The organism is Maridesulfovibrio sp. (assembly GCF_963666665.1).
In the GTDB taxonomy this organism is placed as follows: domain Bacteria; phylum Desulfobacterota; class Desulfovibrionia; order Desulfovibrionales; family Desulfovibrionaceae; genus Maridesulfovibrio.
Window position 1 is genome coordinate 2,693,672 of record NZ_OY762999.1, and the last position, 20,926, is coordinate 2,714,597.

The window sequence follows — 20,926 nt, forward strand, 5'->3', positions numbered from 1 at the left end:
CGGAAACATATATATGACACTGGAATTGCTTCATAAACCGAGCATGGCTAAGCTCACCTCCCTTGGCATTGGCGGAAACGCCCGTGTTCTGGCAAAGGTGCGCGATGAAGCCGGTCTGGACGAACTCTCCCGCTTTGTTGAGCGCGAAGGTTCCGGCCTGCTTGCCATCGGTGAAGGAAGCAACATGCTCGCCGGGGACGGGGAACTTAACCTCGCACTTGTACAGGTGGCCTGTGAACGCAAAGCCGAAGCGCAGATTTCCGGTACCAGCGTGCTGGTTCCTGCAGACATGCGTTTGCCGGGGCTGCTTTCAGTGCTCATTAAAAACAGTCTTTCCGGCATGGAAGGACTGGCAGGAATCCCCGGTTCCGTGGGCGGTTCCATTGCCATGAATGCCGGATCATACGGGACTGACATGCAGGCTTCCGTTAAACGGGTTCGAATCTGGACTCCTTCCAAGGGACTTTTCTGGAAGGAAGCACCAGAACTGAAATGGGGCTACCGCCACTTTTCCATTGATACTAAGAACCAGAACGAAGACGAATTCTTTCTGGTCTGGGAAGTTGAATTCGAACTTTCGCAGTCCACAGAAGAAAATGTCCGGGCACGGATTAAAGAAACTTTTGAAAAGAAAAAAGCTACCCAGCCTGTCACAGCCAAGACAGCCGGGTGCGTTTTCAAGAATCCGGAAGGACACAGTGCGGGCAAGCTGCTCGACGATGCCGGATTCAGAGGCAGAAACCTCGGCGGTATGGGCTTTTCCGAAATGCACGCAAACTTCCTTGAAAACAAGGGAGGCGGCACCGCAGCTCAGGCACTGGAACTCATGTCGCAGGCAACCGAAGTCGTGGCTGATAAGTTCGGCGTCACTTTAAAGCCGGAGGTCATAATACTGTCATGAGCGTAGCAGGACTGAACAAAAGCAGGTTGAACCTGAGCAAATCAGGAAAAAGCAGGACCAGCCGCAACAAGACCAAGAAGCGCAAGAATCCCTCGCAGCCTATCGGTGGTATTTTCGCTGCCCTGGTGCGTAAGCTTTGCATTTCCGGGGCCTGCCTGCTGGTACTGGCTATGGTCGGTATCGGCTGCCTTGCAGGATACCGCTGGGTTACCGCCCTGCCCTACTTTGCGTTGCAGGACATCAAGGTCAGCGGGAATCATCGTTTGAGTTACGGTGAAATCCTGAACATCGCAGATGTGAACCTGAACAAGAACAGCCTTGCGGTAAACATCAGCGAAGTGGAAAACAGGCTCAGTGACAACCTCTGGATTGAATCGGCTGCGGTAAGAAGGCAACTGCCAGCTAAGATGCAGATTCATGTACGCGAGAAAAAGCCCCGCTTCATGGTCCGCAACAATGATGCTCTTTATTACTGCGACAGCAACGGTGAACTTATTGCTCCGGTAGCTCCGGGCAAGTTCAGCTCCCTGCCGTTCCTGAATATTGAATCTGAAGCCATGGACAAGGCAGGGATCCTGCCGGAATTCATGAACATGCTCAGCAAAAGGGAGCTGCCCTTTGATCCGGGCCAGATTGCCTGGATTGACATCAAAGGCGGCAACCGTATGGAAATTTTTATGGACAGGCTCGGCCTTACGGTGCTGCTGGGCCTCGACAACTGGCAAGAACAGCTTTCACACCTGAACACAGTTTGGAAAGACCTCAAGAATAGGGGTGAGTTCAGGGACGTGGCAGTCATTTCAACCGGGAAAAACAGGGTCTGGGTTGAAAAACGCAGCTCCGGGAAATGATTGCCGCAATCGGCAATACCCCGAATTTACAAGGATGATGAGGAGAAAAAAATTATGTCCAAGTCTGATCTGATCGTCGGCCTCGATGTCGGCACCACAAAGATCTGCGCAGTTGTGGGAGAACCCACCGCGGACGGAGTCGACATTGTCGGCATCGGCACAGCCCCGTCCACCGGACTGCGCAAAGGCGTGGTGGTAAACATTGAGCAGACAGTGCAGTCCATCAAGAAGGCTCTTGAAGAGGCTGAACTCATGGCCGGCTGCGAAATCCGCTCCGTATACGCGGGAATCGCAGGCAGCCACATCAAAGGTTTCAACAGCCACGGCGTTATCGCAGTTAAAGGCGGCGAAGTAACCCAGAAGGATGTCGACCGGGTTATCGACGCAGCTAAAGCTGTTGCCATTCCTCTGGACAGGGAAGTGATTCACACCCTGCCGCAGGAATACATTGTTGACGATCAGCGCGGCATTGCCGATCCGCTGGGCATGGCCGGTGTGCGCCTTGAAGTAAAGGTCCACATCGTCACCGGCGCGGTAACCTCCGCACAGAACATCATCCGTTCCTGCCACCGTTCAGGGCTGGACGTTTCCGACATAGTTCTTGAATCACTGGCTTCCAGCAAGGCCGTTCTTTCCGAAGAAGAAAGGGAAATCGGCGTTGCCATAGTGGATATCGGGGGTGGTACCACTGATCTGGCAATTTTCGCCAATGATTCAATCAAACATACTTCTGTTATTGCCCTCGGCGGTAACAACCTGACTAACGACATTGCATTCGGGCTGAGAACGCCCATGGGGTCTGCGGAACAGATCAAAGTCAAATACGGGACAGCACTTACCGATCTTGTCACTACTGACGAGACCATTGACGTGCCTTCCGTAGGTGGCCGTGATCACCGCAAAATGTCCAAGAGAGTACTGGCTGAGATCTGCGAACCTCGTTGTGAGGAAATCCTGTCACTGGTTGATCAGGAGCTGGTCCGCAGCGGGTACAAAAATATGATTGCAGCCGGGGTAGTTCTCACCGGCGGCACATCTCTCGTGGACGGAATGCAGGAACTGGCGGAGCAGATTTTTGATCTGCCGGTCCGCATTGGCTATCCCGCAGGCATGGGAGGCCTTAAGGATGTTGTCAGCAGTCCCAAATACGCCACTGCAGTAGGGCTGCTCATGTACGGCGCGGAAAAAGAAGGTAGCACTGAGCAAGTCTTCAGAATCCGTGACGAAAATGTTTTCAACCGCATTCTGGGCAGGATGCGCAAATGGTTCACTGACATCGCATAAAAAGATGTTTCGCCATTGAAGGTTGGCGTTAATCAGTGGACTAAGGCATGGAGTTCTTTTCCGACCCCGATCACGGAAAAGCAAGCAGCAAAAGTTTAACAGGGGAAATCAAAAATGATGATGGATTACATGGAAATTGAAAACGACGGTCAGGCCAGAATCAAGGTTATCGGTTGTGGTGGTGGTGGCGGTAACGCTATCAACAACATGATTCAGTCCGCACTCTCCGGTGTGCGCTTCATCGTAGCTAACACCGATGCACAGGACATCAACAAATCTCTGGCTGAATACAAAATTCAGCTCGGCGACAAACTGACCAAAGGCCTCGGTGCAGGCGCTAACCCCGATGTGGGTAAAAATGCAGCTCTCGAATCCATTGAACAGATTCGTGAACTCGTAAGCGACTGCGACATGGTTTTCGTAACCGCAGGTATGGGCGGCGGAACCGGTACCGGTGCTGCTCCTGTTATCGCTGAAGTTGCAAAAGAAGCCGGTGCACTGACCGTTGCCGTTGTAACCAAACCTTTCTATTTCGAAGGCAAGCGCAGACTGCTGCAGGCAGAAAAAGGTATTGAGGAACTCAAGAAGGTGGTTGACTCCATCATCACCATTCCCAACGACCGTCTGCTCCAGCTTGCCGCCAAAAAAGCAGCTTTCTCCGAAATGCTGAAAAAAGCTGACGAAGTCCTCTACTACGGCGTCAAGGGTATTGCAGACCTGATCACTGTTCACGGTCTGATCAACCTTGACTTTGCCGACGTACAGGCTGTTATGTCCAGCTCCGGTCTCGCCCTCATGGGTACCGGTATCGCTCGCGGAGAAAACAGGGCACGTGAAGCAGCAATGAAAGCTATCACCAGCCCGCTGCTCGAAGATGTTTCAATCGAAGGCGCAAAAGGCGTACTCATCAACATCACCTGCTCCCCTGACATGACCATTGATGAAGTCAGCGAAGCAGCCAACATCATCTACGAAGAAGCACACGAAGAAGCACAGATCTTCTTCGGTACTGTATTCGACCCGGAAGTTGGCGATGAAATGCGCATCACCGTTATTGCTACCGGAATCGACAGCGCTGCAGAGCAGGCCACTACCCCGCCCGTTGAGCAGCAGTCTTTCGGACAGCCCCAGCGCCCCAACCTCACTCCCAGAGGTATGGCACCAAAACATAAAGAAACTACCAACGTTCATCAGATGGGCAGCGCCCACGCTGAAGAAGACCGCTCCATTCCCGCTTACCTGCGCCACACTGCAAGCAAGCCTACTGAAGCGGCCGTAAACCGTGAGCCTGTACAGCTCAAGCCCAAACAGGCTGCCAACTCCGGTGGAGAAGAATTCATCTTCCATGATGACGATGACTTCGAAGTTCCGACCTTCATTCGCAAGCAGGCTGATTAATAAATAATTACGCCTGATATACTTGTGATGAATATAAACCGGAAACAGTACGGACCAAACGGTCCGCACCGGGGATAACCCATGTCCGTAAATGAGGAATTCTTCTATTACGGAAAGGAAGAACCCTCGCCCGAGGAAACAGGAGGCCGTCTGCCCACGGCTCTTGTCTTTCCCGGACGAAAGGGGTCTGCACTCTCAACCTTAGGTTGGCAGGCTGTCTATCGTCTGCTGGCTCCGGACGCGGAGCTTGCGGTAGAGCGATTCTTCCTTGGCGAACCGGGAAAACCGTCTGTTTCCATGGACAGTGATAAAGAACTGTCCGAGTTTCCCCTGATCGGCTTCAGCATCAACTTTGAGGAGGAGTACCTCCATCTGGTCAGGATGCTGAAAGATTCGGGCGTTCCGCCACTGGCGGCGGAACGCCCGGACTTCCCGCTGGTTATGGGCGGAGGTCCGGTGGCCTTCCTCAATCCCGCACCCATCGCGCCCTTCTTCGACTTCTTCTGGGTAGGAGAAGCTGAAGCGGGATTGAAGGATCTGTGCCTCGAACTGAAGCAGCATATCTACAACGGGGGAAGCAAAAATGAATTTCTGGATCTGATCAAAGACCGGGACGGCGTCTACGTTCCGGGCATGACCAAAGGTCAGGTCCGCAGGGCAGTGCTGCCTCCGGGACCGGTTTCAGAGGGTCACGGAGTGCCCCTCCTGAGCGATCCCGCATATTCCTGTTTTATCAGCCCGGAAGCGGTCTTCAAGGACATGTTCCTTGTGGAGGTCAACCGGGGCTGTCCGTATGGCTGTAGATTCTGTGCCGCCGGATACATCTACCGTCCGCCGCGTCACGCTTCCATTGACCAGCTCAAGAAGATCGTGGAGCTTGCCGATCCGCCCAAGGTAGGTCTGGTAGGCACAGCCCTCACAGACTGGCCCGACCTGCTCCCTTACATTGAGTGGCTCAAGAAACGTAAGACCAAATTTTCTCTCTCATCCGTTCGCGCTGACGGACTTACCGAGGAATTGCTGGATATCCTGCGCGCATCCGGAGTGCGCACCGTAACCCTAGCTCTTGAAGGAGCCAGCAGGCGTTTACGCGATGCGGCCAGCAAGAACCTTGAGGAAGAGGATTTCCTGCGCGCTGTGGAACTCTGCGCCGCCAAAGGAGTCAACCATTTACGGGTTTACGTCATTGTGGGCTGGCCAGGTGAAACAGCTGAAGACTACGACGAACTGGCTCTCATGCTTGACAAGATGGATGAAGCCCGCAAGCGCGGTCAGGGTAAAAAGAAAAAGCAGTTCATGCGCATAACCTTCGGTGCCAGTTGCCTTGTGCCTAAACCATGGACTCCGTTGCAGTGGGCTGCAATGCCTTCGGAAAAAGAACTCAAGGACGTTCTTTCCAAGGTCAAAGGGCTGACCAAAAAATATAAAGGAATTGCCTTTTCAGGCGACAATCCTTTTCAGGCCAGACTGCAAGGCATACTTTCCCGTGGCGACGAATCTCTTGCTGAATTCATCAGCTACGCTGCAGAAAACGGCGGCTGGAAGAAGGCATCCAAATTTTTCGAAGGCGATATCAATCGCTTTATTGATCAAGAGCTTGATAAAGACTCTCCCCTGCCATGGGACTTCATCAATACCGGAGTAAAAAAGTCCTACCTGTGGCGTGAATGGCAACGGTTCCAAAAAGCCGAAAAAACACCGGTCTGCCCGCCTGACGGATGCGCCGAATGCAAAAGCTGCGGCATGCACCAATGGCTTGAAGAAATTTAATCCCTGATTGCACTTTTGTGCAATCAGGTTGCACAAAACACGCTACCTTCCCTATATTCATCACCTTTCAAAATCGTTACCTGCTGAAATAATTTTTCTTGTACGGCAATTGCATACCACCTTGGTATAGATTTTTACAGGAGAATTTTTCATGAAAAAAATGTTTTTGCTTTTGGCTTTTCTGCTGCTGCCCGTGAACGGATTCACAGGAATGAAGATCGGAGATCAGGAACTGAACATCCCGATTAGTGAAGTAAACGACGGGCAGGCCCACTACTATTCAATCGATATAAATGGAAAAGAAATCCGTTTCTTTGTAGTCCGCAGCAAGGATGGAATTATCCGTGCAGCCTTTGATGCATGTGATGTCTGCTACCATTCAAAAAAGGGCTACTCACAGAAAGGAGACTTCATGATCTGCAACAATTGCGGAATGCGTTTCCATTCCACACGTATCAATGTGGTCAATGGCGGCTGCAATCCTTCTCCGCTGGAAAGAGAAATCAAAGGTGATAAACTGGTAATATCTCTGGATGCGGTCAGGTCCGGGGCCATGTACTTTTAAGGAGTGCGCATGAATCTTTTCACTATTCCCCTGCGTAACCTCGGCCGCCGCCCTTTGCGCACCATTCTTCTCTGCGCGGTGTTCACAGTGGGAGTCATGTCAGTGGTTTCCATCCAGCTGCTTTCCACGGTTGTGGGCAACAGCCTTGAAGAAAAAATGAATAAATTCGGGGCTAACATCCTGATTACCCCGAAAACTGAATCCCTGTCCGTAAGTTATGGAGGACTCGACCTCGGTAATGTTGCCTATGGATCCCACGAATTGCAGGGGACTCCGGTACTTAAAGCCGTTCGCAATATTGATCTAAAAGAGCGGCTTAGCGCCGTAGCTCCCAAATTCGCTGCCATTTCGATAATTAAAGGGCAGCAGGTTGCGGTTGTCGGGGTCAGCATGGCTGATGAATTGAATATCAAGACCCATTGGTATCCGCGTGGACGTTTCCCTGAAAAGCAAAATGAAATTGTTATCGGCGTCAATGCCGCCGGCAAGCTGGGTATTAACCCAGGAGACACGCTTGAGATAGAAGGCAACAAACTTCTTACAACAGGCATTCTCGACCCTACCGGAACTGAAGACGACAATGTGATCTTTATGGATATTGACCTGCTGCGCAACAGTGTAGGCCGTCCTGGAGCTGTTCATTTCATTGAAGTTGCCGCACTTTGCTCCGGGTGTCCCATTGATGAGATCGTACAGCAAATCGTCAAGGCAGTCCCGGGGGCAGAAGTCAAAGCACTTCAGCATGTTGTAAAGCAGCGCATGTCTGCCATCAGCTTTGTAAATCAGATGGCTTGGACCGTGAGCGGAGTTATCCTGCTTACCGCCTGCTTTATGATCGGACTGTCAATCTTCTCGGCAGTTAATGAACGCAAAACAGAAATCGGACTTATGCGCTCACTGGGATTTTCAACAGGATCTGTATTTTCCATCTTCTGTCTTGAGGCCCTGCTCATGGGCTGCATTTCTGGAATTCTCGGTTATCTGGGCGGTTTCCTTGCCAGTGGAGAAATCATCAAGAACCTGAACATGGGTGAAGCTGAAATTACCTTTGATCCGCTGGCTTTCGGAATCACATTTCTGGCTGTGGCCGGGTTGGCAGTGCTTGCCGCAACTATCCCCTCACTGCGAGCCACACGCGTTGATCCATCTAGAACACTTGTTTCACTGTAAGGATTTAACATGCTTAGAACAGAATCAATCAGCCATAGCTATGGCGAAGGGTCCGCAGCTGTAACAGTTCTGGACAACGTATCAATCAATATTCCCGAAGGTGGATTCACCTCAATTGTCGGCCGTTCCGGTTCAGGCAAATCAACTTTGCTAAGCGTCATATCAAGCCTGCTCAAACCCAATCAGGGGCAGGTTTATTTCAAGGACAGCGAAATAACTAACCTGCCCGGATCTGAGATTGACCGGCTCAGAAAAGAAGAATTCTCCATTATCTTCCAATCCCACCACCTTCTGCCGTATCTCACTGCCCATGAAAATGTACTCCTGCCCTTTCTGGACAGACTGGCACCGGCCAAGAAAGAACTACTGGAACACGGACGGGATTGCCTTGAACGGGTGGGACTTGCAGGAAAGGAAGATCGTCTTCCCGGACAGCTCTCAGGCGGAGAACAACAAAGGGTCGCCATTGCAAGGGCTCTGGTAAAGTCACCGTCCATACTCTTCGCTGACGAACCTTGCGGAAGTCTGGACAAATCAACCGGCAATGAAATCATAGAAATCCTCCAGAACCTCAATCAGGAAGGACTGACCATAGCCATGGTTACGCATGACCGTGTTCACGCCAGCATGGCCAAAGACACAATCGCACTGGAAGACGGCAAAACTATTTAGAAACATTAAGTTTTCTAAGTGCAATTTAACATTATATCTGCACAACTTGTGCACCTATGCGCAAAACATTGCATCAGTGTTTTCAGACTGTTCAGGAAGGAAATAAAGCCTTAATTCAAACAACTTAAGAGGTTATAGACTTTGGCACGAGCCATGCTTTAGGAGAATTACGAGACAATAATAATTCATCCAAGCAAGGAGATAACTATGAAAAAGAAGATCGTGATTCCCGTAGTTGCAATTATGGTTATGACCATGGCCGGAACAGCAATGGCCCGTGGCGGCTACCACGGAGGCGAACAGAACGGATACAATAACGGCCCCCGACAGATCTTTGAGCAGCTTACCCCGGAAAAGCAGCAGGAAGTTAAAACCATCTTTCAAAAACATCAGGACGAATTCCAGAGCATTAAAAGTCAGATGTGGGCAAAGCGCACTGAACTGAATGCACTGGTAGATTCCGGTAAAGCCGATCAAAAAACAATCAGCAAACTGGTGAAGGAAATGGTCGACTTGAGAACCAAGGCTTACAACCTCCGCAAACAGGTTAATAGTGAAATTGAAACAGCCACCGGAATTGAAATGCCCGTGCGCGGACTTGGCGGCGGTCGCTGCTTCGATGACGACGGTCCCCGCAACGGACGTAGACCTAAGAATGATAACAGAGGGTGTTGGAACTCATAAGCTAGATAAATAACCCCAACAAGATCCTGCACATATACAGAACACTCCATCCATCCCCTTTGACGAAAAGAGGCCCCCTCCCCGGGCCTCTTTTTTTATATCTATATACCGTCATCCTCTCACAATTCACATTCTGAATCTTCCTCATGCAATTTTGCAGAGAACCATGCACCTTTGTGCAATATAATGCACATCACCTTTGCACTTAAACACCGATCCGACCTTGCACAAAGAAAACAAACCTATGATTTAAAAGAACTTTTAACTTTGGCACAGCACATGCTTTATGTTAAATTGAGAGGGCAACAACTTTTAACCGCATCAGGAGATCATATGAAGAGAAAAACTCTGATTCCGCTGATCGTTGTGATGGTTCTGGCAGTAGCTTCTGTCGCCATGGCACGAAACGGTTACCGGAACGCTGGTTACCACAACGGTAACTGGGCTGCATATGAGCAGCTGACACCTGAAAAGCAACAGCAGGTTCAGGACATCATCAAAAAATACGAATCCACATTTCAAACCCTGAAAAGCGAACAGTGGGCAAAACACACTGAACTTACAGCTCTGGTGGATTCCGGCAAAGCCGATAAAGAGACCATTCATGCTCTGGTAAAAGAACTTTCCGATGTACGTGACAAGCTTTACACCGAGCACAACAAGATGGCCGCTGAAATAGAAAAAGAAACCGGTCTGTCATTTTCCCCCATGGGACAAGGATACGGTAAAGGCGGCAGAGGCTGCGGTAATTATCAGCAGGGATGTCCCGGCGGTAGCGGTAACTGCGGAAACTTCAGGCAGATGAATTGTCCCGGCGGCAATTGCTACTAAAATCCTTTAAATAACGTTCATCTACACTTAATTACAGGAAAACGGGTAAAAAGGAGGGCTATAAGGTCCTCCTTTTTTTATTAAATTAACTTCCATATTCAGGACTATTTAAGTTAGTAATATCAGTACAAATAGAAGGAGAATCCCATGTTTAGAAAAATTACTTCCCTGACCAGTTTTTTTTCCTTTATTGTCCTGATCGTTACCAGCGTCATCCTGTATATTGTTCCTCAGGGACGTGTGGCGTACTGGGCGGATTGGAGTCTGCTCGGCCTGAGTAAAGAGCAATGGGGCGATATACACATCTGCACCGGAGTTCTTTTCCTTGCTGTATCCATCCTGCACATCTGGCTGAACTGGAAGCCAATCCTCGCTTACCTCAAAAAGAAAGCCGGTGAAGCAAATTTCACCTCTCCTGCTTTTTTTATCAGCCTCATTATTACCCTTTTTGTGGCCTTCGGCACTCTGGCCGGACTGCCGCCCATGAAGCAGGTACTTGAGCTCAGTCAGGATTTTAAAGCCATGGGTGAAGCCAAATACGGCATACCTCCATATGGTCATGCGGAGCTCAGTCCGCTTCAGGTTTTCTGCAAACGCATGGGGCTTGATCTTGATAAAGCCGTTGCCTCCATCAAAAATTCCGGCATAGAGCTTGAGTCCGCGAAAGAAAGCATCAAATCCATTGCCGATAAAGCGGGACTTACTCCTAAGGCACTGCATGAAATCATCCTCAAGGATCAACCCGGTAAAGATAGCTCTGTAAAAACAATAACTACTGCTGCTCCTAATAAACAGGATCAATCCCACTCTCCGGGAGCCGGAATCGGACGAATGAGTCTTGAAAATTATTGCGCAAAGTTCAATCTTGACCTGAATACAGCTCTGGGCATTTTACGCGAAAAAGGCGTGGTTGTTGACAAAGACACCACCATAAAGGAAATTGCAGGCGCTCTTGGACTCGACTCTCCGCGAGCCATAGGTGAACTGCTCAATCCTTAAACATAAACGGATTCAATGGAATTAAGCTCACAGAAATCACAGAAACTGCCTCTTGCACTGGCTCTTCTGGCCCTGATTCTGCTCGGGGCCGGAAGTTTGTACCTTACTTGGCACAACTTGCGCCAGATGCATCAGACCGTATTTGAACACATGCTGCTTTCCGCGCGCTCCATTGCCCGCGGTCTTGATATCCAGCTGGTGGAAGGGGCACGCCGTATGCGGCCTCCGGGCATGCATAATCGACGCTTGCCCCAGCAATTGATCCCGGATGCGCGAGAGTTATTCAAGGAGATGGTTGCCGAGGGCGATCTGCTCTACATTGCGCTCTACGGGCCGGACCGCAAGCCGATACTGGTGGTGGAACAGGCTGATGACGATTCTACCGTCTACACACCGCCGGCAGGTATTTTTGATATGATCACCCAGATGCGTGAATCCAGCACTCCGGTGATGATTGAAGGAAAAGCAGCGCTGCTATACGGCACTATGGGGCAGCCAATTCTGCAACGCATCTATGGTCATAAAAGACGCGGTTTCATGCCTCCGCAGGATAAAGAGACCTTTCTGCTGCTGGGATTGAGTGCGGAAAAACACCTGCGCCAGTTCAACCAGTACCGTAGGGCTGCACTGCTGCAAACCGGATATATATTTCTTGCAGGACTGGTCCTCTGGCTGCTGGCCGTGGCCTATTTTCAACGCAGGGAACAAGGCAAAAAGCTGACTCGCATGGAGCGGTTTCAGGCCAACCTGCTGGACAATATGCCGGACGGTTTGCTGACCATTTCCCCGCAGGGATCCATTCTCTCAGCTAACGGTTCCGCTCACAAACTGCTGCAATGCCATCCTGATGAAGTTCTGGTAAGCAAGAACTGGAATGATTTCAATTACGAATCCCTGCAGGATTTCAGACGCGACAACGTGGTCTGGGAACATGTGCGGCTGGGCGGTAAAAACCTTGAGCTTATTTTCTTTCCCTATTTTGAAAGCCGGATAGATCAACGGACGATGATCATCATCCGGGACCGTACTGATATTGCAGGACTGGAAGAGGACCTTTACGAAGCACGCAGACTTGCTTCCATAGGCTCACTTGCTGCTGGTGTAGCCCATGAAATACGAAATCCCTTGAGTTCCCTGCGTGGATTCGCCCAGCTCTTTGCAGATAAATTCAAGGAAGAGCAGCCCTACGGTACATATGCGACCACCATGCTCACCGAAGCAGACCGTTTGAACAGGGTTGTAACCGACCTGCTCTACCTGTCCAAACCCCATGAACTTAATCCGGAAATTATGGACCTGCGCGAAATATGCGATTCCATGCAGACGCTCATGGGCTTTGATCTTGAACACAAGGGCACCCGGCTGCAAACCGAACTTAACGTTGAACAGGTTTATGCCGACCCGGACGGAATCAAACAGGTTCTGCTCAACCTGCTGGTCAACAGCCTCGACGCTGTTCCGAATGCAGAAGGCACAATATCCATAATTGCCGAAGGAACCGAACACGGAGTTTGGCTAAGTGTCTGCGACAACGGACCGGGTATGCCCGAAGATATCCGTAAACACGCCCTTGAACCGTTTTTCACCGACAAGCCCAAAGGAACCGGTTTAGGGCTTGCTATAGTCAACACAATCATGCGCGGCCATAACGGCCGGGTAACCATTTCAGCACCGAATATGCCCGGTCCTCTGGACGGGACTTGCGTAATGCTGTTCTTCCCGGCACCGCGTGATGAAGGATCAGAATAATGAATGCCACAGGAAAAAATGTACTCATAGTTGACGATGAGCCGTCACTGCGGCTGCTCATCCGGGCAGTACTGGAAAGTGACGGCTGGAATGTGCATGAAGCCCAATCCGGTGAACAGGCCCTTGAAATACTTCCCGGCCTGACCTTAAATGCAGCCCTGATCGACATGCGCATGGAAGGCATGGACGGTATGGCCCTGCTCAAGGAACTGAACACCATCATGCCCGGCCTGCCGGTTATCATGCTCACCGCCTACGGCAACGTGAACTCGGCAGTTGTTGCCATGAAACACGGCGCCTTCGACTACCTGACCAAGCCAGCAGATAACGAAGAGCTCAAGGCAGTTCTGGCCAAAGCACTTGATTACTCCAGACTGGTGGATGAGAACGAAAAGCTCAAATCCGCTGCCGGGGCCACCGAACAAATGATCGGCAGCTCACAGGGCATGCTTCACGTAAAAGATCTCATCGAACAGGCCGGACCTTCAGAAGCAACCATCCTAGTACTGGGAGAATCCGGCACAGGTAAGGAACTGGTTGCCGAAGGATTGCACCGGGCCAGCCAGCGCGCAGACAAGCCGCTGATCAAGGTCAACTGTGCAGCCCTGCCTGCAGACCTGCTGGAGAGTGAACTTTTCGGTTATATGAAAGGAGCCTTCACCGGAGCCAATGCCAATAAACCAGGACGTTTTCAGCTAGCTTCCGGCGGAACCCTGTTCCTTGATGAAATCGGGGAAATGGACCCTGTACTGCAGGCTAAAATTTTGCGGGCTTTGCAGGAAAAGGTAGTTGAACCGCTGGGCAGTGTTTCCCCGGTGGAGACCGATGTACGTATTATTGCAGCTACCAACCGCGACCTGAAACAGGAAGTGGGAAAAGGCAATTTCCGCGAAGACCTATACTACCGTCTAAGCGTCCTTGAAATTCGCATTCCACCGCTTAGAGAACGTGTTGGAGACCTGCCTTCACTGGTAGCTTATCTGCTGGAGAAGCTGGGCCGTAAGAATAATAAAAAAGTACGTTCAGTCAGCCCTTCCTTTCTGGATGCGCTCGGTCGTTACGACTGGCCCGGAAACGTCCGTGAACTGGAAAACGTGCTGGAACGGGCCATTATCTTAAGCCGCAGTGAAGTACTGGGGCCGGAGCTACTTCCTCCGCAGGTTATTAACCCCGCCCCGAAGCAGCCGTCACCGGAACCTGCTCCCCACGCACAACCGGCTCAGCAACCGCAGCAAACTGCCCCGGCTCCGGCTACCGGCACTCCCACCCTTGATGATGCGGAACGCCAAGCCCTGATAGCTGCTCTTGAAGCCAACCAGCACCACCGCGAAAGAACCGCTGATGCCCTTGGAATCAGCCGCAGGACACTGCAGTACAAACTGAAAAAATACGGTTTGACCCGCAGGTAACAGAATAATTATTACACATTCTTTAAGCCCGGAAATTTATATTTCCGGGCTTTTTTTAATTATGGCAATTAGCCATGATTATCCCCGCTCTCATGCCTTTTGCCCCGACAATACATTCTTAGCTCTGCACAACTCCTCCTCATTGCTAAATAGATCAAATAACCATGACTTACACACAAAATTCAATCTTATTTGACATAGGCTCATATTTTATCTAACCTTAAAATTCGAGCTTCATAATTTTTGAACTTGAAACAAACACGCCTTGATCTATTTTAACCAAGCTGTGACATTCGGCAAATGTGAGCTTTTACTTCGCCTAAATTCAGATTGTACAAAATGCACTTTGGCATAGTAAAAACAATACTTTTCAAAAACAACATTAAACACAACTACAACATACGCACACTGCATAGAAAAATGCATTCTAAACAAGATTACTACATCAAACCGACCGGCACGCCCGTTCAGGAAATCAATCCCAATTCCGCACCGGAAAAAATTCCCCTCCGCTCCTCTTCTCTGACCGACACAACTTCCAATTAATTTTTACTGCTTCCATTGGACTGGAGAGCAGTGTTTAGTTTTACTTAACGGAGAAGACATGGAAAAAATCAGAGTCGAAAACCTCTATAAAATCTTTGGCAATACCCCGAAAAAAATTATCCCTATGCTTGAGCTGGGTGCCACCAAAGATGAAATTATGGAAAAAACAAAACACGGTGTAGGCGTAAACAACGCCTCATTCAGTGTTGAAGAAGGTGAAATTGTTGTGGTCATGGGCCTTTCCGGCAGCGGAAAGTCCACCCTTGTCCGCTGCATCAACAGACTAATTGACCCCACAGGCGGAAAGATATTCATCGACGGGGAAGACATCACCACCCTGAACAAGAACAAACTACGCAAAGTGCGCTTGGAAAAACTTGGGATGGTTTTCCAGAACTTCGCCCTTTTCCCGCACCGCACTGTCCTGAAAAACACTGAATACGGACTGGAAATAGCCCATACCGACCCCGAAACCCGCAAGCAGAAGGCCATGGAGGCTCTTGAACTGGTGGGACTAGGCGGTTGGGAAGACTCTTATCCCGACCAGCTTTCCGGCGGCATGCGCCAGAGAGTTGGACTGGCCCGCGCACTGGCCCTCGATCCGGACATCCTGCTCATGGATGAGGCTTTCAGTGCCCTTGACCCGCTCATCCGCCGCGACATGCAGGATGAACTGATCAATCTGCAGGAGAGCATGCACAAGACAATTGTCTTCATCAGCCATGACCTTGATGAAGCCCTCAAACTCGGCGACCGGATTGTGCTCATGAAAGACGGTGAAATAGTACAGGTCGGCACCCCCGAGGAAATCCTCACTGAACCGGCAACGGAATACGTACGCCGCTTTGTGGAGGACGTTGACATAACAAAAGTCCTTACCGCCGAGTCTGTCATGAAAAAGATTGATGCCGTGGCCTACCTTAAAACCGACGGTCCCCGAGCCTCACTGCGTAAAATGCGCAAAAACAATATCTCCAACCTCTTTGTCCTCGATGAAAAACACAGGTTGATCGGCATGCTGAATGCTTCTGACTGCGCCAAGCTTGTGGAAGAAGGAGGCAAGGATATCAGGGCGATCATGCACAACGACCTGCAGGCAGTGGATCTGGACTGCCCGGCTCAGGAGTTATTCAACATCATGCAGGACAGGACGCTTCCCCTGCCGGTCATCAGTTCAGAAAACAAGCTGAAAGGTGTCATTGTCCGCGGCACACTCATCGGCGCTCTTGCTGAAAGAGGAGGCAATTAGAATGAATGTCCCACGCATTCCCATAGGGGAAGTAATCGAATCATCAATTGATTTTCTGGTGGAACATTTTTCATTCGCCACCAAAGCTTTTTCCGCAGTACTTGAAGCCGGACTGGATGTGGTCGAAGGGGCCATGAAAGCCTGCCCGCCATGGCTGTTCATTTTCATTGTGGCAGTCATCACCCTACGGCTGACCAAAAGCAAAAGAACCACATTATTTTCCATCGCCGGCCTGCTGCTGATTTGGAATATCGGCTTATGGAAAGCCACAGTCAGCACCATCGCACTGGTCATTGTTTCAACCCTGCTGGCACTGATGTTCGGCATCCCCATCGGCATTCTGGCAGCCATGAACAAGCATGTGAATAAAATTGTCATGCCTGTGCTGGATGTCATGCAGACCATGCCCGCTTTTGTATACCTGATCCCGGCCATCCCTTTTTTCGGGCTGGGCAAGGTTGCGGCAATATTTTCAACAATCATCTTTGCCATGCCGCCGTCCATCAGGCTGACCTGCCTCGGTATCAAGCAGGTTCCGGAAGAACTGGTGGAGTGTGCCGAGGCTTTCGGCTCCAACCGCTGGCAGAGACTTTTTAAACTCGAACTTCCCATTGCCACTCCGACCATTATGGCCGGAGTCAACCAGACCGTCATGCTGGCTCTCTCCATGGTTGTTATCGCAGCCATGATCGGAGCCAAGGGGCTTGGCGGAGAAGTCTGGAAAGCAATTCAGAGACTGCAGATGGGCAAAGGATTCGAGGCAGGAATAGGGATTGTTATCGTGGCCATGATTATGGACCGCGTACTTCAAAACATTGGGTCCGGCAAAAAGAAATAGCCGGAGCCGAAACAGAATCGGGAGACTACAATGAAAAAGGTTCTAACTTTAATTATTGCGACCCTGCTTGTTGCGGCTTTTGCCGTACCCTCTTTTGCAGGTGACAAAAAGAAAGTTAAACTGGCTTATGTGGAGTGGGATTGCGCAACAGCAACCACCAACGTGCTTAAAGCCGTTATTGAAGAACGTATGGGTTATGAATGCGAGATCATCCCTGTTGCTGCTGCAGCCATGTGGCAGGCAGTCGGAACCGGCGATGTGGACGGACTGGCCACTGCATGGCTTCCCATTACCCACGCCGACTACCTGAAACGAGTTAAGGATAAGGTCGTCGACCTCGGACCTATTGTTTCCGGCGCCAAGCTGGGCTGGGCTGTTCCTTCATACGTAACAGTGGAGTCCATTGCCAATCTCAACAAGTATGCAGATAAATTTGACGACAAAATCATCGGCATAGACCCCGGTGCAGGACTGATGCGTCTTTCCGAAGAAGCTGTTGAGAAATACGGCCTCGACAAATTTGAACTCATGGAAGGTTCCGGAGCAACCATGACTGCTGCTTTGAGCGATGCCATCAAAAACAAAGAATGGATTGTTGTCACCGCATGGTCACCGCATTGGATGTTCGGCCGCTGGGACCTCAAATATCTCGAAGATCCCAAAAAAGTTCTCGGCGAATCCGAAACCATCAACACCATCGTCCGCAAAGGCCTAGATAAAGACATGCCTGAAGTTTACGCTTTCCTTGACAAATTTGCATGGAAAGACGCTAACCAGCTCCAGATGGTAATGGCCTGGAATCAGGAAAAGGGTGCAGATCCTTACGAAAACGCCAAGCGTTTCATCAAGGAAAACAAGGCACAGGTTGATTCCTGGCTGAAATAAACAACAGAACTGAACACATCCATTTAAGCCCCGACAGACTCATATCTGCCGGGGCTTATTATTTTTTTTGCAGAAAGCTTTCCCTCAAGCCTCTTTTAATATATTATTAAATTAAGAAATTTAAAGAAATACAAGGCGGTTGACCATGACTGAACATACTCCCATTCCTGAAGAGATCATGCATAAAGCAACTGCATTGATGGAATACCGCTTTACCAACACAGACCGCGAACAACCGGTACTTGCAACCCTTTTCGAACTGGGGGTCGCCCACGTTGCTCAGGATCTTCTGGAACATCCTGAGCTGTACAAGGAGCAGGCAGCTCTGCCTATGCCCAAAGAAAAGTTCGCTACGGCAGACCCGCTCTCACTCCTTCGCAGCGAGATTAAACTGCCGTCCCTGCCGCAGGTTTTCATTGAAATGCGTCAGGTAATCAATGACCCTTCAAGTTCCGCTTCCGATCTTGCCAGAGTTATCTCACGGGATACGGCTCTTTCAGCTTTCCTCCTGCGCATGGTAAACAGCGCATTTTACAGCTTCCCTGCCCAGATCGACACCATATCACGGGCTGTAGCAGTTATCGGTACCCAGCAGCTTTCAACCCTCGCACTGGGGACATCGGTCATGGACATGTTCAAGGGACTGCCTGCAGACATCATTGATCTGGGTCTTTTCTGGCGTCACAGCTTTGCATGCGGAATCATCGCCAGCCAGCTTTCCAAGACTTTCAAGCAAGGAACCCCGGAGAAATGCTTTGTAGCCGGGCTGCTGCATGACATAGGACGTCCCGTGTTGATGATGGCCCTGCCGGACCGGGCCATTGCTGCCACAGCGATCTCCCGCAACAAAAAGGCTCTAATGTTCAAGGCAGAACAGGTTGTAACCGGATTTGACCACGCAGAACTCGGCGGTATGCTGCTGCGCAAGTGGAACCTGCCATTCTCACTGGTCAATGCTGTGCTCAATCATCACAACCCTGCCAAGGCATCCAAATCACCGGAAGCTCTATACGTTTACTTCGCAAACATCATTGCCAAAACCATGGGCATAGGAGGTAGCGGCGATTTCTTTATCCGCAATGTAAATAACGAAAGATGGGAAAAACACGGACTTACTCCCGAAAAACTGCGTCGACTTGACGCGGAACTGGGACCGATTCTTGATGATGCTTTTTCCATTCTTAAAAATATGGCTGCATAACCTGATTAATATGTAATAAAAGGCACTTAGTCATACAAACACCAGTGTATGGATCATAGCAAGACAAGAAAAACAAGTGCTCACGGGTTTGACAAGGCCGTTTAAAGAAAGTACTTGAGCGGGCATATCAAATGGAGGATTTACCATGCACGATAAAGTCGAAGCCGCTCTTGACAAGGTCAGACCCCTTCTTCAGGCTGACGGCGGTAACGTAGAACTCGTAGAGGTAACAGATAAAGGCATCGCCAAAGTTCGCTTACAGGGTGCCTGTAAGGGATGTCCCATGTCTCAGATCACCTTGAGAAACGCCATCGAGCGTACCCTGCTCAAGGAAATTCCCGAACTCAAAGGCGTCGAGCCTGCCGAATAAAATTTTTTCCGGCCGGGGCATGCTCCGGCCGGTTGGCAAATCTCATTTTTGAACAACACAAGTTCAATCAAGATACCGCCCCTGATGGCGGATTTTTTAGTTTTCAGGAGACAACCACCATGGCTAAGACCGTAACCAGATTTGCACCAAGTCCTACCGGACACCTGCACATCGGCGGCGCACGCACCGCACTTTTTGCATGGCTTCTTGCCAAACACGACGGCGGAGACTTTGTGCTGCGCATTGAAGACACTGACCGCGAACGCTCCAAACAGGAATACACCGATGCCATTCTTGATTCCATGAAATGGCTGGGCATGGACTGGAACGGCGAGCCCGTATACCAGAGCGACCGCTTCGATCTCTACAACGGCTACATCGACCAGCTGCTTGAAGAAGGCAAAGCCTACTGGTGTGAGTGTACTCCCGAACAGGTTGACGCCATGCGTGAAAAAGCCATGAAGGAAAAACGTAAACCCAAATACGACGGTTCCTGCCGTGAAAAAAATCTCGGCCCCGGCGAAAACAGGGTTGTACGTTTCAAGGCTCCTCTTGAAGGCCGCACAAATTTCACTGACATGATCAAAGGCCCCATCAGCGTTGAAAATGCTGAAATGGACGACATGATCCTGCGCCGCAGTGACGGTTCCCCCACCTACAACCTCGCTGTTGTAGTGGATGACCACACCATGGGCGTTACCAGCGTCCTGCGCGGTGATGACCACGTAAACAACACTCCGCGCCAGATCCTGCTTTACCAAGCTCTGGGCTGGGATATTCCCAAGTTCGGCCACGTACCCATGATCCTTGGTCCGGACAAGAAAAAACTTTCCAAACGTCACGGCGCACTTTCCGTAATGGAATACGAAAAAATGGGCTACCTGCCCGAAGCAGTAGTTAACTACCTTGTACGCCTCGGCTGGTCCCACGGCGATCAGGAAATCTTCTCCCGTGAAGAACTGATAGAGCTTTTCAACACCGACAACCTCGGTAATTCCCCCTCCGTTTTCGACACCAAGAAATTGGATTGGGTCAACAGCGAATACATCAAAACCAAGGCTCCGGCTGATCTCATCCCCAGCATGCGCACCTTCCTGCCCGAAGGCGTGGAAGCTGAAGATGCATACCTTGAAAAGATCATCCCCCTGCTCCAGCCCCGCTCCACCAACTACAAGGAAATGGCCGACATGTGCGACTTCTTCCTCGTGGACAGTGCAGCACTGGAATATGATGAAGCAGCTGTAGAAAAGGTATTCAATGCCGAAGCGTTGGAAATTCTCAAGGAACTTACCGCACGCATTGAAGCTGACGCAGAATTCAGCCACGATTCTCTCGAAGCTGTCTGCAAAGGCTTCCTTGAAGAGAAAGAACTCAAATTCAAGGCTATCGGACAGCCAGTACGTCTCGCTCTCTGCGGCCGTACCCAGTCCCCCGGCGGCCTTTACGAGCTCATGCTTGTGCTCGGCAAAGATGAAACCATCGCCCGCATGAAACGCGCTGTCTCTTTGGTTTAAAACAGCTTTAGCTGTCGCCCCAAGTAACAAAAAAAACTCC

Annotated in this window: 19 protein-coding genes; all 19 read left to right on the forward strand. The window is 50.3% G+C overall.

All coding sequences use genetic code 11. The annotated features are described in order from the left end of the window. Positions 1 to 13: 13 nt before the first annotated feature. The 19 genes from murB (at position 14) to gltX (ending at position 20,886) form a co-directional block, all read left to right on the forward strand. Positions 14 to 901 carry a UDP-N-acetylmuramate dehydrogenase gene (gene murB, locus ACKU40_RS12340; protein WP_320173095.1) on the forward strand — a complete coding sequence of 296 codons (888 nt, stop codon included), beginning with the start codon at positions 14 to 16 and terminating at the stop codon, positions 899 to 901. Continuing rightward, positions 898 to 1,752 (forward strand): FtsQ-type POTRA domain-containing protein, encoded by an 855-nt coding sequence (locus ACKU40_RS12345; protein WP_320173096.1) that lies wholly within the window; start codon positions 898 to 900, stop codon positions 1,750 to 1,752. Before murB ends, ACKU40_RS12345 begins: the two co-directional genes overlap by 4 nt. A gap of 54 nt (positions 1,753 to 1,806) precedes the next feature. Then, a complete protein-coding gene (gene ftsA, locus ACKU40_RS12350; protein ID WP_320173097.1) occupies positions 1,807 to 3,036 on the forward strand; it encodes a cell division protein FtsA in 1,230 nt (409 codons plus the stop codon). A gap of 120 nt (positions 3,037 to 3,156) precedes the next feature. After that, positions 3,157 to 4,434 carry a cell division protein FtsZ gene (gene ftsZ / locus ACKU40_RS12355; protein ID WP_320176383.1) on the forward strand — a complete coding sequence of 426 codons (1,278 nt, stop codon included), beginning with the start codon at positions 3,157 to 3,159 and terminating at the stop codon, positions 4,432 to 4,434. An 81-nt stretch (positions 4,435 to 4,515) separates the two neighbouring features. Beyond that, entirely contained in the window at positions 4,516 to 6,204 is a 1,689-nt protein-coding gene (locus ACKU40_RS12360) for a radical SAM protein (protein ID WP_320173098.1), read from the forward strand. 151 nt (positions 6,205 to 6,355) lie between these two features. Further along, a complete protein-coding gene (locus ACKU40_RS12365; protein WP_320173099.1) occupies positions 6,356 to 6,769 on the forward strand; it encodes a DUF2318 domain-containing protein in 414 nt (137 codons plus the stop codon). 9 nt (positions 6,770 to 6,778) lie between these two features. Beyond that, on the forward strand, positions 6,779 to 7,939 hold the full coding sequence (locus ACKU40_RS12370; RefSeq protein ID WP_320173100.1) for an FtsX-like permease family protein: 1,161 nt from the start codon (positions 6,779 to 6,781) through the stop codon (positions 7,937 to 7,939). A gap of 9 nt (positions 7,940 to 7,948) precedes the next feature. Next, on the forward strand, positions 7,949 to 8,611 hold the full coding sequence (locus ACKU40_RS12375; protein ID WP_320173101.1) for an ABC transporter ATP-binding protein: 663 nt from the start codon (positions 7,949 to 7,951) through the stop codon (positions 8,609 to 8,611). A gap of 207 nt (positions 8,612 to 8,818) precedes the next feature. Continuing rightward, on the forward strand, positions 8,819 to 9,295 hold the full coding sequence (locus ACKU40_RS12380; protein WP_320173102.1) for a Spy/CpxP family protein refolding chaperone: 477 nt from the start codon (positions 8,819 to 8,821) through the stop codon (positions 9,293 to 9,295). A 333-nt stretch (positions 9,296 to 9,628) separates the two neighbouring features. Then, positions 9,629 to 10,126, forward strand: coding sequence for a periplasmic heavy metal sensor (locus ACKU40_RS12385; RefSeq protein WP_320173103.1), 498 nt, complete (start codon positions 9,629 to 9,631; stop codon positions 10,124 to 10,126). A gap of 147 nt (positions 10,127 to 10,273) precedes the next feature. Further along, positions 10,274 to 11,125, forward strand: a complete 852-nt coding sequence (locus tag ACKU40_RS12390) for a DUF4405 domain-containing protein (protein ID WP_320173104.1) — start codon at positions 10,274 to 10,276, stop codon at positions 11,123 to 11,125. 15 nt (positions 11,126 to 11,140) lie between these two features. Beyond that, a complete protein-coding gene (locus ACKU40_RS12395) occupies positions 11,141 to 12,874 on the forward strand; it encodes an ATP-binding protein (RefSeq protein ID WP_320173105.1) in 1,734 nt (577 codons plus the stop codon). Next, on the forward strand, positions 12,874 to 14,283 hold the full coding sequence (locus ACKU40_RS12400) for a sigma-54 dependent transcriptional regulator (protein WP_320173106.1): 1,410 nt from the start codon (positions 12,874 to 12,876) through the stop codon (positions 14,281 to 14,283). The genes ACKU40_RS12395 and ACKU40_RS12400 overlap by 1 nt, the downstream gene beginning before the upstream one ends. 604 nt (positions 14,284 to 14,887) lie before the next feature. Beyond that, complete coding sequence (locus tag ACKU40_RS12405) at positions 14,888 to 16,078, forward strand: glycine betaine/L-proline ABC transporter ATP-binding protein (protein ID WP_320173107.1); 1,191 nt, start codon at positions 14,888 to 14,890, stop codon at positions 16,076 to 16,078. Between the two features lies 1 nt (position 16,079). Further along, positions 16,080 to 16,916, forward strand: a complete 837-nt coding sequence (locus ACKU40_RS12410) for a proline/glycine betaine ABC transporter permease (RefSeq protein WP_320173108.1) — start codon at positions 16,080 to 16,082, stop codon at positions 16,914 to 16,916. A 30-nt stretch (positions 16,917 to 16,946) separates the two neighbouring features. Further along, on the forward strand, positions 16,947 to 17,801 hold the full coding sequence (locus tag ACKU40_RS12415; protein ID WP_320173109.1) for a glycine betaine ABC transporter substrate-binding protein: 855 nt from the start codon (positions 16,947 to 16,949) through the stop codon (positions 17,799 to 17,801). Positions 17,802 to 17,946: 145 nt separating this feature from the next. After that, positions 17,947 to 19,002: an HDOD domain-containing protein gene (locus tag ACKU40_RS12420; protein ID WP_320173110.1), complete on the forward strand. Its 1,056-nt coding sequence runs from the start codon at positions 17,947 to 17,949 to the stop codon at positions 19,000 to 19,002. Between the two features lie 145 nt (positions 19,003 to 19,147). Continuing rightward, positions 19,148 to 19,372, forward strand: a complete 225-nt coding sequence (locus tag ACKU40_RS12425; protein ID WP_015850557.1) for a NifU family protein — start codon at positions 19,148 to 19,150, stop codon at positions 19,370 to 19,372. Between the two features lie 119 nt (positions 19,373 to 19,491). Continuing rightward, positions 19,492 to 20,886, forward strand: coding sequence for a glutamate--tRNA ligase (gene gltX / locus ACKU40_RS12430; protein ID WP_320173111.1), 1,395 nt, complete (start codon positions 19,492 to 19,494; stop codon positions 20,884 to 20,886). Positions 20,887 to 20,926 lie beyond the last annotated feature (40 nt).

Bases quoted from the DNA above. Each gene is read 5' to 3' on its own strand.
- murB (WP_320173095.1), top strand. From the start codon at position 14: ATGACACTGGAATTGCTTCATAAACCGAGCATGGCTAAGCTCACCTCC.
- ACKU40_RS12390 (WP_320173104.1), top strand. From the start codon at position 10,274: ATGTTTAGAAAAATTACTTCCCTGACCAGTTTTTTTTCCTTTATTGTC.
- ACKU40_RS12415 (WP_320173109.1), top strand. From the start codon at position 16,947: ATGAAAAAGGTTCTAACTTTAATTATTGCGACCCTGCTTGTTGCGGCT.
- ACKU40_RS12370 (WP_320173100.1), top strand. From the start codon at position 6,779: ATGAATCTTTTCACTATTCCCCTGCGTAACCTCGGCCGCCGCCCTTTG.
- ACKU40_RS12345 (WP_320173096.1), top strand. From the start codon at position 898: ATGAGCGTAGCAGGACTGAACAAAAGCAGGTTGAACCTGAGCAAATCA.
- ACKU40_RS12360 (WP_320173098.1), top strand. From the start codon at position 4,516: ATGTCCGTAAATGAGGAATTCTTCTATTACGGAAAGGAAGAACCCTCG.
- ACKU40_RS12375 (WP_320173101.1), top strand. From the start codon at position 7,949: ATGCTTAGAACAGAATCAATCAGCCATAGCTATGGCGAAGGGTCCGCA.
- ACKU40_RS12395 (WP_320173105.1), top strand. From the start codon at position 11,141: ATGGAATTAAGCTCACAGAAATCACAGAAACTGCCTCTTGCACTGGCT.
- ACKU40_RS12420 (WP_320173110.1), top strand. From the start codon at position 17,947: ATGACTGAACATACTCCCATTCCTGAAGAGATCATGCATAAAGCAACT.
- ACKU40_RS12380 (WP_320173102.1), top strand. From the start codon at position 8,819: ATGAAAAAGAAGATCGTGATTCCCGTAGTTGCAATTATGGTTATGACC.
- ACKU40_RS12400 (WP_320173106.1), top strand. From the start codon at position 12,874: ATGAATGCCACAGGAAAAAATGTACTCATAGTTGACGATGAGCCGTCA.
- ACKU40_RS12405 (WP_320173107.1), top strand. From the start codon at position 14,888: ATGGAAAAAATCAGAGTCGAAAACCTCTATAAAATCTTTGGCAATACC.
- ACKU40_RS12410 (WP_320173108.1), top strand. From the start codon at position 16,080: ATGAATGTCCCACGCATTCCCATAGGGGAAGTAATCGAATCATCAATT.
- ftsA (WP_320173097.1), top strand. From the start codon at position 1,807: ATGTCCAAGTCTGATCTGATCGTCGGCCTCGATGTCGGCACCACAAAG.
- ftsZ (WP_320176383.1), top strand. From the start codon at position 3,157: ATGGATTACATGGAAATTGAAAACGACGGTCAGGCCAGAATCAAGGTT.
- gltX (WP_320173111.1), top strand. From the start codon at position 19,492: ATGGCTAAGACCGTAACCAGATTTGCACCAAGTCCTACCGGACACCTG.
- ACKU40_RS12365 (WP_320173099.1), top strand. From the start codon at position 6,356: ATGAAAAAAATGTTTTTGCTTTTGGCTTTTCTGCTGCTGCCCGTGAAC.
- ACKU40_RS12425 (WP_015850557.1), top strand. From the start codon at position 19,148: ATGCACGATAAAGTCGAAGCCGCTCTTGACAAGGTCAGACCCCTTCTT.
- ACKU40_RS12385 (WP_320173103.1), top strand. From the start codon at position 9,629: ATGAAGAGAAAAACTCTGATTCCGCTGATCGTTGTGATGGTTCTGGCA.